Below are 11,153 nucleotides of genomic sequence, written 5' to 3'. Positions count from 1 at the left end.
GGCAGCTCTCACAGCTGAGGCTTCCTTCCGTGGGCATAATATGCAAGCTGGAACCTTTAATGACATGGTTTTCGCCTGCATGGCAGCTGGCACAGGTGAGACCCTTGCCGCCCATGTGGATGTCATGTTCCGGGGAGGGATTCACCAGAGTTGAATCAATATCCCCGTGCTTCACCCCGTCGCCTCCTCCGGCACCGAAGTGACACTTGCCGCAGTTGGCATTGGTGGGCTTACCTACGCTTTTGGCCGCTTCCACCAGGTCAACACTGGGCGGCACTTCTCCTGCCGGAGTTCCTTTCTGGTAAGTGGAAGGCTTGGCATGACAAACCAGGCAGTCAACGGCGTTAGGGTCGTTGAGATCGGTACCGTAACCGGCGTGGCACTGGTAGCATTTCCCTTCATTGGACGGGACCCCGATGCAGAAGTTGTTTATCCCGTTCTTTTTACCTAAATCGCTGCGGTTTTCCGCACCGGCGATGTGAGGCGTGGGCCCGGCCCAGTTCCAGTGAACGGTCTGCATGAAATCCCGGCCCTCTTGCGGGTGGCACTGCAGGCACTGGGCGGTTACATCAGAGCCTTTTTCGTAGGGGCCTGTGATGAAGGATGAATGATCCATGGCCAGTACCGGACCGGAAAGGGCCAACCAGAGGAAAGCCACTGTGAATACAAGTATTAACTGCCGCAGGGTTCTCCCGGCTTGCCGGCGGCCGACCGTTGTGCGATTATTCACTCTTTTCACCTCCTTTTTTACCGTATACTAGCATTATTATCACTAACTATAGTATTTGCGTCAAAACCATATAGTGTTTAAAAAATATCATGTACCATGATTTTCTTTTTGCTATGATTGTTTTTCGCTATTTCTTGCTTTAATGAAAAATTTCCTCACCTGCATGGCAGTTGCCGTCTCATAGTCTGAACAAGCATTTTTCGTGCTTCATTTCGCAAGTTTGCATGGTCAACGGGGCACAGCTTGTGTATAATGATCTTAATGTTAGTACAATTTGGCAAACAGCTAAGCTTCGGGTGAAAGGGCAGGCCGGAAACTGACCTTAAACGGGATCACCCAGTCCCTGCCGGGAAGAGGACAAGAAATGTATCTTGCCACCTGCTCTTTCGATCATATTGTGCTCGTTTTCTTAATGCTGCTGTGTATAACTACCGGAGAACACCCTTTTCGATGGGTATCCTCCTGACTCTAAAGGTTTTCCCGGCTGACCCGGGCAGGATGACCGCCGGTTTCGGCAACCTGAACTTTCGCACCACCAGCCTCTTACTTAATGTTCCAGGATACTCCCTCGCCCCGCTGTTTCCCGCGGCCACGGTTTTGTTCCTTGACAGGGCACTTTTGATGTACAGCAGCATCACGGCTATCATCCCAAAACCTGCTGGATTACCCACGCTGACGAAGTCTTTGGGCTGATATACAATGCATTGAACCCGCCAAAAAGAGCTCCATCAAATCCAGCGGCGTCAAAACCGGTCTTCGGAATTGATCCCCGCCACCGGAGACGTAGGTCTACTTGAGGAGGGTTCTTCATGGAAATCAAAATCTTGGTAGCCGGCGCCCCGGAACCGGACCGCATGATCATCCAAGCTGCCTTGCCCGGATACGCCGTACTAACCGCCGGCAGCAGCGAGGAAGCCATCCGGGTGCTGGAAGAAAACGACGGGATTAACCTGCTCATTCTGGACCTCACTATGCCTGGTGAGAGAGCGTTGCAACCGCTGGAATTTTTGCAAACGCAAGAACGTTATAGCAAAGTGCGATCTATCATCATGACCGGTCCCCATCAATTGGATACCGAAAGGAAAGGCCTTGCCCTGGGTGCCGTGGATTGTCTTCGCAAACCCCTTCACAGGGCCGGCCTGAAAGCCAGGATCGACTTGCATGCCGCTTTGCTGCGGGCGGAACACGCCCTGAAGAAGCGGGAACAAGACCGGGACAAAAAGGTTTTTGAAATCCTGTTTGAGCAAGCACCCATCGGCATTGCCATCTCCCATAACGCTTACCCGCAGCATCCCAACGAAGCCCTGGTGAAAATCAATCCCATGTATGAGCAAATCACCGGGCGAACCAAAGAGGAACTCATAACCCTGGGCTGGGCCGCCATCACCCACCCGGAGGACGTGGCCCAAAACCTGAAGTACTGGCGACAACTGCAAGCCGGTGAAATCAAGTCTTACTCAATGGATAAAAGGTTTGTCAGGCCGGACGGGTCCACCGTATGGGTCCATATGGTGGTATCGCCCCTGATCCTGGCAGACAATAACCCGTACAATCACATCTGCCTGGTCCAGGATATCACCGAACGGAAAGAAATGGAGAAAGCCCTGTATGAAAGCGAGCGGAGCAAATCCGTTTTTCTGGCCCACCTGCCGGGACTGGCCTACCGGTGCAATTTCGATCGCGAGTGGACCATGCAATATGTTTCGGATGGCTGCTACCAACTTACAGGCTATCCCCCGGAAAGCCTGCTGCATAACCGGGACCTGTCCTACAATGACCTCATGGCCCCCGAATACCGGGAAAAAGCATGGGAAATATGGATTGAAGCCACAGCCAAGAAACAGCCCATCAAATACGAATACGAGATTATCACTGCCACCGGGGAAAGAAAATGGGTCCTGGAGATGGGACAACCCATCTATAACGACCGGGGCGAGGTGGAAGCCCTGGAAGGCATCGTCCTGGACATATCAGACCGCAAGGCCATGGAGGACACCCTTAAGTACAACAGCGAGCACGATCCCTGGACAGGGCTGTATAATCGCGAATACTTGATTTCACTGCTGGAAAAGGACCTCAAGGAAAGGAAGAGAGCTAAGATCGCCCTCATCGGCGTCAACTTGAGCACCCTGCACCTCTTAACCGTGAACTACGGTTTCCAGTACGCGCAAAACCTCGTTAAAAGAGCAGCTGAAGGGCTCAGCTATCATGCCACGGACAAGCGCATTTTATGCCAGTCCAGGGAGAACAACTTTGTCTTTTACTTGCGTGATTACCGGGATAAAAAGGAACTGCTGGATTTCTGCCATGCCCTGGTACAGACCCTGGAAGACTTGTTTGTCACGGAAAGAATAGGCGGCGGCATCGGGATTCTGGAAGTGGAGCCGGACCGGCATGAAGTGGATATTGATGAACTGTTTCGCAGGCTCCTTATCGCTTCGGAAAAAGATGTCACCTTATTCGACAAGGACTTCAAAATCTGTTGCTATGATGAAGTACTGGAAGCCTCGGTAACCCGGGAGAGAACCATCATGGAAGCCCTGCATGCCATCGCCATGGGAGAGGAAACCGGTGATGAGCTGTTTCTGCAATACCAGCCCATCGCCGATTTGCACCAGGGCTCCATCGTGGGCTTCGAGGCGCTGGCCAGGCTGAGGACGGAAAAACTGGGGTTGGTATCCCCGGCGGAATTCATACCTATTGCCGAGAAGACCAAGCTCATTATCCCCCTCGGTGAAAAAATAATCGTGAAAGCATTGTGTTTCTTAAAAAAGCTCAAAAAGCACGGCTATGACCACATTCATGTTTCCATCAACATTTCCGTCATCCAACTGCTGCAGCCCAACTTCACGGGCAACTTGTTTGCATTAATAAACCAGTTGGGGATCAATCCCCGGAATGTGGGCATCGAGATTACGGAATCAGTTTTTGTCTCGGAATACGATACTATCAACAGCAGTATTGAGGAACTGAGGCGAGCGGGCCTTCATATCGCCATCGATGACTTCGGCACCGGCTACTCTTCCCTGGTGCGAGAAAAAGAACTAAAAGCGGACTGTATGAAAATTGACAAGTATTTTATCGATGAATTACTCGGTACCAACTTGCACAAAACCATCACCGTCGATATCATCTCCATCTCCCATAAATTGGGACATTACACCATTGCCGAAGGGGTGGAACACCCGGTGCAGTTGAAATACTTAAAACAATATAACTGTGACCGGGTACAGGGATATCTCATCAGCAAACCCCTGGATGAAGACGAGGCGATTGCATTCTTAAGAAACCATATCCAGTTGGGCTTATAGCAGCGATCCCACATGGGGCTTACCGCGGCTTATTTGCGATGTTGCATCTAGTTTTCTTGACCGGTACCAAGGCCATAACGCGGCCGTTGAACGAGAAAGCTGCCCTAATTCTGCGGGGCAGCTTTGGTGCTTTCGCCTTTTTTGGTTACCCGTATGCGAACCGGCTTCTGTTTACTTCGCCGGACAAAGACCCTCGGTCCATACTGCTTGTTGATAATCTTCGAGCAGGCTTCCAGCAGCATGGGATTGCGGCAAATCACTATATGCAGCGCTTCCCGTGCCCTGGTCACGTTTTGGTACAGGATCCTGTCCAGCATGTAATCCGGCGCGGCTTGAGGAGGCCGGGCCGCCAGTTTGCCCTCCTCGTTGTAATAAAAGTATTCATTGATCACCACGGCCACTTTATCGAACTCTTGCCCGATCACTTTCTGGGCGTTTAGCTTGAATTCGGCTTCATAGGGTTCGAAGAAAACGGCATCGTAACCGGAAGGGGTGTTGACGAGCACCTGCCACCCTTCCTGCTCCAGCTTCTTCAAACAAACCCGCACGTTGTCCGCATCGGTGAAATACTGGATATGGACATTGTTATACCGTAGGTCCGGATTCCGGTTTATTTTCCGCCGGTCAAAAAGGTTTAGAATAAAGGCGCTCAATTCCTTGTTAGTCCGGATTTTCTTGCTTAATTGATACTCTTTGTACGGTATCTCCTTGGCCTGCAGCAAATCAATCAACCGGCCCCGGTTCTCGCTGGCGGAAAAGAATTGTTCCGGATCAAAAGAAAAAATACATTTCACCGGCTGGGCCCGCAAAAAGTCCAGGATTTCCGTCAACTGGTGGGTATAGGTTCGCTGGGCTTCATCAAACACAATGAGATCGACCCTGTCTTTCACGAGAGAGGAATAGTTGTCGTAAAAATCCTTAATGGCATACACCCGCCAGCCGTATTCATCCCTCAGCGTCAGGTGCCCCTCGGACAAAGTGCCGTTATGGACGATGATCACTTCTTGCCCGTGTTTCATGTGTTCATGGGCGATGTCATAGGTGAGCAAAGTCTTGCCGGTCCCGAAGGTGCCTTTTATCAAAACGGTCTTGACCCGGCCCGCCAGCAGCGCCGTCATGACCTCCTGCTTGATTTGCCGCTGGGCATTGGTCAAGAAGTAGTTTTCATTAATAAACTTTTCCGTGGAATTTAAGGGTGACACCAGGTATTGTTTCGGGGCAAACAGGGTGTCCAAATCCAGTTCCCTGGTGAGACTTTGCTGCTGCAGCCGGGCAATCAACTCCTGCAGGTCAGTTTCCACCAGGTTATCGTTCTTGTCTAGGCTGTATATCTTCTTCGTTTCCGCCACGAAAGTGAACAGGTAGACTTCGCTGCTGACTGCCTTCAAATAATAGCTGTTGGTGGCCAGCTGCCTGGCAATCTTCTCCTCCGTACCCATGTGTTTAAGTTCGATGTTTAACAAGAAATTGTGGCCGAACCGCAGGAGATCAAACTCCTTGGAAATCTGGGGGATACTGTAGCCCAGGTAAAAGCCGTCCATCAGTCTCTCCACCTGCGGCAAGGATTTTATATTCTCATAAAGAAGCTCTATAAAAACGCATAAATCTTCCATCTCCAACTGCCGGTCCGCCCTGGCACCGAAGACATGCATGTATAACTGGAACTGCTCAAAGGACAAATGCCGGTATGCTTGATAAACCGATTGCAAGTTGACTGGTCGCACGCATAAGCCCCCTAGGCAGGCCCTAGCCCTGCCAAGTTTTCTTAGTTACAATTATACCGTTTCCCGGGATAATTTCACCTGAATTAAGTATTTTTTTGCATGTTTCCAGAGCTACAGCAAGATAACCGCCGTCCGGCCGAAGATGCCCCTGTGATAAAACAGGCTCCAACACATAATTGGCTGCGAGGTTATACCAATGAAATATCAAAGGAGCTGTGACCATGATCCAAACGGAGAGACTCAGTATTTTTCCTCTTTCCAATCAGGAAATACAAGAAATGATTGATCACCAAACCGACGAAGAACTCCGGGCGGCTTACGCGGAAATGCTGGCCGGCTGCCGCAAGAACCCGGACCAGCGTATTTGGCATGCCCTGTGGGTCTTGCAATTAAACGACGGAAGCTGTTTCTGCCGTAGTCCGATGGGCGGCGAAACAGCCGGGGGTGTCAACTTGGCACTTGCATTAACACTATGGTTGATACCCGGGCCGATTAGGAGTAAAATAGAGTTGTGTGACTATAATAATTCTAAATATATGTTTTGAGCTAAATATAAGTAATAGAAAAGCCGGGAAAGGTGCATAAATAACTAGGGCAGGCTGTTGCAATGAGATGGTTTACCTCAATTCCTCCGGGCATTCATTCACCCAATTCTTAGCAGAAAGGAGGTGTAACCATGCAAGGATCACCGAAACTGATTGAGGCCCTCAACGGTTTGCTCGCGGACGAGCTGGCTGCCATCAACCAGTACATCGTGCACGCGGAAATGTGCGAGGACTGGGGTTACGGCAAGTTACATAAGAGCTTCGAGAAACGAGCAATTACGGAAATGAGACATGCGGAAAAGCTGATCGGCAGGATCCTGTTTCTCGGCGGCACTCCCATCGTTTCCAACCTGAGCCAGATCCATATCGGGAGCACCGTTCCCAAGCAGCTGGAATACGACCGGGAGGCAGAAGAAAGAGCCATCAAAGCGTACAACGACGCCATCATACTAGCCGGTGAGGAACGGGACTATGCCACCAGGGATATGCTGCAAGACATTTTGAACGACGAGGACGAGCACATGGATGAACTGGAAGAAATGCTGGACCAGATCGAGCAGATGACCTTGCCCATGTTCTTAACAACCCAAGTGGAGTAGCTTCCCAGTGGACAAGTTCAAACCCATGGGGCTGTAGTGATTACAGCCTCTTTTTTTGCCCGCCGGGCAGGAGTTCGACAAGGGCCAAGCAATCCCCCATAACGACTGTGCGGCGGGAAAGGGCGGTACGTCTCCCCTACCTTTTGTCCCTCGAAAGCAATAACCCCGGCGCCGAAATCTGCAAGCATGGTGGCCGCATGGGGCATGGCAATTAAACTCCCGGCGATGAGCGGCCCAAAACCAGGCACAAGCATCTTCCTGTCCATTCTTATCACCCTAACGCATGTGCTAGCCGAATCGATTCGGTTCTTTCAAATACAGAATATTTGAAAATTATTGTCAATAAGGGATTTCTTCGAACATTGTAGATTATTTTGTCTCTTTTCCGTACAATAGGATTGGCCTTGTTTATTTGTTAGCAACTAAGCAGGAGGATTGCGACAAATGACAAACAAGAAACCCACCAGCAGACAGCTTCAAGCGCTAAGAACAAAACAAAAAATCTTCGATATCGCCCTCAAATTGATTAACACCTACGGGTACGACAATGTAACGGTGGAGCAGATTTGTAAGGAAGTGGGCGTTTCCGTCGGTGGTTTTTATCATCATTTCAAGAATAAAGATGAGATTATAGTCGAATCCTTCAAACAAATTGACACTTTTTTCGAAAGAATGGCACCGGAAGTCCGGGCCCTGCCGGGCGCGCTGGACCGGATTGTGTATTATTTCACGCTCTTCGGTCGCTATGTCACGGTGCAAGGGGTGGATTTCACCAGCCAGTTGATGAAAAGCGAGCTGTCCACCACGGAGAAATTTACCTTAAACAGGGAGCGGGCCATTTTTACCATTCTCCATGACATCGTGCGGGAAGGGCAAGCAAAGGGCCAGATGCGGCAGGATATCCCGGCGGAAAAAATAACCGCAGACCTACTGCGCTTTGCCCGGGGGATTGCCATCCACTGGTGCATTAGCCGCGGCGGGTATGATCTGGAGCAGGACCTGACCCAGGCGACCAAAATCTACACCATCGGGTTAAAGCCTGAATACGGCTCCCACAGCTCATGATAAACAGGAAAAAGGGTCACCTGGTGATGCGGGGTGACCCTTTTGGGCTAGATATAGTATTCTGTTTTCTCCTCTGCTTTCATCTCCAGCTCACGAAACACCCGGTCCCGGATGGCGAGGAAATCGGGGCCGGTCCGGTCCCGTTTCCGGGCCAGGGGCACTTCGATAATGCTTTTGATTCTGCCGGGATTGGGGGTCATGATGACGATCCGGTCCGCCAGGAAAACGGATTCGTCAATGTCGTGAGTGACAAAGAGGATAGTCTTTTTCTTTTTCTCCCAAATGGCGGAAATCTCATCCTGCATTTTCATCCTGGTGATGGCATCCAGGGCGCCGAAGGGTTCATCCATGAAAATAACCTCCGGGTCCACGGCCAGGGCCCGGGCAATGGCCACCCGCTGCTGCATGCCGCCGGAAAGCTGGTAAGGATGGTGTTTTTCAAACTTGCTCAGCCCCACCAGTTCGATATACTCACCGGCAATACGCCTGATAGCGGCCCGGTCGTAGCCCAGGGACTCCAATCCCAGCTCCACGTTGCCCCGCACCGTGCGCCAGGGGAGGAGGCCGTAGTTTTGAAAAATAGTCACATGCTTAATCGACGGCTGTTCCACCGGGCGGCCGTCCAGGAGGACCTGCCCTTCCGTCGGCTTTTCAAACCCGGCCATGAGATTCAGGAGCGTGGTCTTGCCGCATCCGGAAGGACCCAGCAGGCAGATGAACTCGCCCCGTTTAACCTCCAGGTTAGCCCCCAGCAAGGCCGTTACCGCCTTGGCCGTATGGGGGTTGTATATTTTCGTCACGTTCTTGACCTGGATATACACGTCACATCCCTCTCTCCCGGGGCACCATACCCCACCTTTTGCCGACCCAGCCTTCCAGCCAACGGATCAACTTATCCAAGAGTAAACCGGCCAAGCCGATAAAGATCACTCCCGCCAGCACCAGGTCCAGCCGGATGTTGTTCCTGGCATCGATGATCATAACCCCGAGACCGGACTGGGCTCCCACCATTTCCCCGGCCACCAGGAACACCCAGGCGGAACCGAGGGCCAGGTGCAGCCCCTGGGCGATGTAAGGAAAGGCCGCCGGGAAAACGATCTTCGTCAGGATCTGGTGCTGCTTCATGCCGAAGTTTTTCGCTACTATCAGATAGACCGGATCTACTTTGCTCACCCCGGCAACGGTAGACAAGAGTACCGGGAAGAAAGCGGCGATAAAAATAATGACAATGGCCGGGACGTCGCCGATGCCGAACCAGAGCACGATAAAAGGAAACCAGGCAATGGGAGAAACCGGTCTTAACACCTGCACAATAGGGTCGATAATACTCCACAGCCGGTGAAACCAGCCGCAGACCAGCCCCAGCACGACGGCCACGGCCACGGCACTGAGATAGCCTGCCAAAAAGCGGTATAAACTCACACTGATATGAGTGAGAAGGGTCCCGTCACCGACGAACTGCCCCATCCCTTCCAGCACCATCATGGGGGAAGGGAGCAAGGCCCGGTCATACTTGCCTGTGAGCACCAGGCCCTGCCAAGCCGCCAGCAGCAACGCCAATCCAATCATGGTATCCGTAAGTCTTCTTAACCTGCCCATCTCTCTATTTCACCTTGTCAATCAGTGTTACGTCCACAAAATCCGGGTAAGGGGGAGGATCAGCGGACAACCCCATTTCCACCAGGTACTGTCTCAGGTCTTCATAATCTTTTTCGTAAATCTTCAAGTCATGGTAAGTAATCCACTGCAGGGACAAGTCCAGCACATCCTGCTCCACGCTCATATATTTTTTGGCAATATCCGGCACCATCTCGCCCTGGGCGTCAATGTAGGCCCCGGCGGCTACGTACTCTTGCAAGAGCTCTTCCGCGGCCGCACTGTGCTTTGCGATGAATTCGTCTCTCAAAACCAACCCGCAGCAGACGGAATCCTGCCAGACGTCTTTAGAGTAATACAGCACTTTTCCATGGCCCCTGGCCACCGCTTTGGCGCCAAAGGGTTCCGCCACGCAGTAGCCGGCAATCCGTCCTTCCGCCAGGGCCGCCGGCATTTCCGGCGGGGGCAGCTCCACGATGTTCAAATCAGCAAGAGTCATGCCGGCATCCTTCAGCATCTGGTACAGGAGAATATTATGGGTGGACAGCCTGTGTGGGATGGCAAAGGTCTTGCCTTTTAAATCCTCCGTCTGGTTGATGTCGTTGGCCACCACCACCACATTGCCGTCCCGGTGGCCGAGGGCTACCGCTTTCAGGGCAATCCCCTGCTCTCTTGCTTTCATGGCCAGTTCAATGCGGTATTGCCGCTGGTGGGTTCAATGATCACCGTTTTCTCGTTGATCAATCCCTCCCGCTCCGCCGCCTCGATCATGGCAAGGGCAATCCGGTCTTTCACACTGCCGCCGGGATTGAAATACTCCAGCTTGGCATAGATTTCCGCTTTTCCTTCATGGACACGCTGCAGCTTCACTAAAGGGGTCTTGCCAATCAAGCTCAACAGGTTTTCATGGATATTCCTCATAGCGCACCTCTTTATTATTTAGTATTCATATCTATTTGCTATGATTTATGGGTAAAAAATGATGGCTCTCCCCGACCACTAGTTTAATTTTGGTAATCATATATGTTTTAATGATTATTATAACCGCCGGTCCCGCTTTGTCAAGATGAAAAACGCCCGCTCCCGCCAAGTTTTTGCGGCAGGGAGCGAGCGTCGCAAAGGGGGAAGTGTGAGAATGCATGTTTATCAGCCGACTTTGAACCTGCGCACCATCTCGTCCAGGTCCTTCGCCATGGCCTCCACTTGCTCGGTGGCCTGGGTTACTTGTTCCAGGGAACTGGTTTGTTGTTCCACGGCGGCCGCCACTTCTTGCATGAGGCTGGCATTATGTTTGGCCGCCTCGTCCACCTCCAGGGCCAGGTTCACCAGCCGGTTACTGGCTTCCACTACTTCCTTGACTGCTTCCACACTGAGGTTCATTTGACCGGCAATGCCCTCGATGGCTCCCTTGATTTGCTCAAAGAGCCGGGCCGTATTCTCCACCTCTTGCAATCCCAGGGCCGTGACGGCGGAGCTCTGCTCCATGGTGGCCACCGCTTCGACGGTGCCCTGCCGGACCTCATCCAGCATATTGGCGATCCGGCTCACCGCATGGGCGGAACCCTCGGCCAGTTTCCTCACCT

13 protein-coding genes are annotated in these 11,153 nt (G+C 51.9%); 4 read left to right on the top strand and 9 right to left on the bottom strand.

Features of this window, described 5'->3' with window-relative positions:
* Both GXX34_08315 and GXX34_08310 read right to left on the bottom strand, forming a co-directional pair.
* A partial coding sequence (locus GXX34_08315) for a cytochrome C (protein ID HHW07510.1) occupies positions 1-730 on the bottom strand: 730 nt, incomplete at its 3' end.
* 428 nt (positions 731-1,158) lie between these two features.
* On the bottom strand, positions 1,159-1,377 hold the full coding sequence (locus GXX34_08310; GenBank protein HHW07509.1) for a hypothetical protein: 219 nt from the start codon (positions 1,375-1,377) through the stop codon (positions 1,159-1,161).
* A gap of 162 nt (positions 1,378-1,539) precedes the next feature.
* Between GXX34_08310 and GXX34_08305 the strand changes: the two genes are divergently transcribed.
* The gene (locus tag GXX34_08305) at positions 1,540-4,041 is read left to right on the top strand and encodes an EAL domain-containing protein (GenBank protein HHW07508.1); all 2,502 of its coding nucleotides are present in this window, start codon (positions 1,540-1,542) and stop codon (positions 4,039-4,041) included.
* A 104-nt stretch (positions 4,042-4,145) separates the two neighbouring features.
* Here the strand turns inward: GXX34_08305 and GXX34_08300 are convergent, their stop codons facing one another.
* Positions 4,146-5,765 (bottom strand): DUF2075 domain-containing protein, encoded by a 1,620-nt coding sequence (locus tag GXX34_08300; GenBank protein HHW07507.1) that lies wholly within the window; start codon positions 5,763-5,765, stop codon positions 4,146-4,148.
* A gap of 221 nt (positions 5,766-5,986) precedes the next feature.
* Between GXX34_08300 and GXX34_08295 the strand changes: the two genes are divergently transcribed.
* Both GXX34_08295 and bfr read left to right on the top strand, forming a co-directional pair.
* Complete coding sequence (locus GXX34_08295; protein ID HHW07506.1) at positions 5,987-6,310, top strand: hypothetical protein; 324 nt, start codon at positions 5,987-5,989, stop codon at positions 6,308-6,310.
* 131 nt (positions 6,311-6,441) lie between these two features.
* The gene (gene bfr, locus GXX34_08290; GenBank protein HHW07505.1) at positions 6,442-6,909 is read left to right on the top strand and encodes a bacterioferritin; all 468 of its coding nucleotides are present in this window, start codon (positions 6,442-6,444) and stop codon (positions 6,907-6,909) included.
* 17 nt (positions 6,910-6,926) lie between these two features.
* Here the strand turns inward: bfr and GXX34_08285 are convergent, their stop codons facing one another.
* Positions 6,927-7,175, bottom strand: coding sequence for a hypothetical protein (locus tag GXX34_08285; GenBank protein ID HHW07504.1), 249 nt, complete (start codon positions 7,173-7,175; stop codon positions 6,927-6,929).
* A 178-nt stretch (positions 7,176-7,353) separates the two neighbouring features.
* On the opposite strand from GXX34_08285, the gene GXX34_08280 reads away from it, so the two are divergent.
* Entirely contained in the window at positions 7,354-7,974 is a 621-nt protein-coding gene (locus GXX34_08280; protein ID HHW07503.1) for a TetR/AcrR family transcriptional regulator, read from the top strand.
* Positions 7,975-8,021: 47 nt separating this feature from the next.
* Here the strand turns inward: GXX34_08280 and GXX34_08275 are convergent, their stop codons facing one another.
* From GXX34_08275 to GXX34_08255, 5 genes are all read right to left on the bottom strand, one after another.
* Entirely contained in the window at positions 8,022-8,795 is a 774-nt protein-coding gene (locus GXX34_08275; protein HHW07502.1) for an ABC transporter ATP-binding protein, read from the bottom strand.
* A gap of 1 nt (position 8,796) precedes the next feature.
* Positions 8,797-9,573: an ABC transporter permease gene (locus GXX34_08270; protein ID HHW07501.1), complete on the bottom strand. Its 777-nt coding sequence runs from the start codon at positions 9,571-9,573 to the stop codon at positions 8,797-8,799.
* Positions 9,574-9,577: 4 nt separating this feature from the next.
* A complete protein-coding gene (locus GXX34_08265; GenBank protein ID HHW07500.1) occupies positions 9,578-10,252 on the bottom strand; it encodes an ABC transporter substrate-binding protein in 675 nt (224 codons plus the stop codon).
* Positions 10,249-10,491: a pyridoxal-phosphate dependent enzyme gene (locus GXX34_08260; protein ID HHW07499.1), complete on the bottom strand. Its 243-nt coding sequence runs from the start codon at positions 10,489-10,491 to the stop codon at positions 10,249-10,251. Before GXX34_08260 ends, GXX34_08265 begins: the two co-directional genes overlap by 4 nt.
* A gap of 225 nt (positions 10,492-10,716) precedes the next feature.
* The coding region (locus GXX34_08255; GenBank protein ID HHW07498.1) for a hypothetical protein at positions 10,717-11,153 on the bottom strand (437 nt) is incomplete at its 5' end.

It is taken from the genome of Clostridia bacterium (genome assembly GCA_012840125.1).
GTDB lineage: Bacteria > Bacillota > DULZ01 > DULZ01 > DULZ01 > DULZ01.
Note: the sequence above shows the minus strand (reverse complement) of the source record. Positions and strands in the feature narration are given on the sequence as shown.

Excerpts from the sequence above, each read along its gene's own strand:
- GXX34_08270 (HHW07501.1), bottom strand. The coding sequence starts at position 9,573 with ATGGGCAGGTTAAGAAGACTTACGGATACCATGATTGGATTGGCGTTG.
- GXX34_08295 (HHW07506.1), top strand. The coding sequence starts at position 5,987 with ATGATCCAAACGGAGAGACTCAGTATTTTTCCTCTTTCCAATCAGGAA.
- GXX34_08305 (HHW07508.1), top strand. The coding sequence starts at position 1,540 with ATGGAAATCAAAATCTTGGTAGCCGGCGCCCCGGAACCGGACCGCATG.
- GXX34_08265 (HHW07500.1), bottom strand. The coding sequence starts at position 10,252 with ATGAAAGCAAGAGAGCAGGGGATTGCCCTGAAAGCGGTAGCCCTCGGC.
- GXX34_08260 (HHW07499.1), bottom strand. The coding sequence starts at position 10,491 with ATGAGGAATATCCATGAAAACCTGTTGAGCTTGATTGGCAAGACCCCT.
- GXX34_08285 (HHW07504.1), bottom strand. The coding sequence starts at position 7,175 with ATGGACAGGAAGATGCTTGTGCCTGGTTTTGGGCCGCTCATCGCCGGG.
- bfr (HHW07505.1), top strand. The coding sequence starts at position 6,442 with ATGCAAGGATCACCGAAACTGATTGAGGCCCTCAACGGTTTGCTCGCG.
- GXX34_08280 (HHW07503.1), top strand. The coding sequence starts at position 7,354 with ATGACAAACAAGAAACCCACCAGCAGACAGCTTCAAGCGCTAAGAACA.
- GXX34_08310 (HHW07509.1), bottom strand. The coding sequence starts at position 1,377 with ATGATAGCCGTGATGCTGCTGTACATCAAAAGTGCCCTGTCAAGGAAC.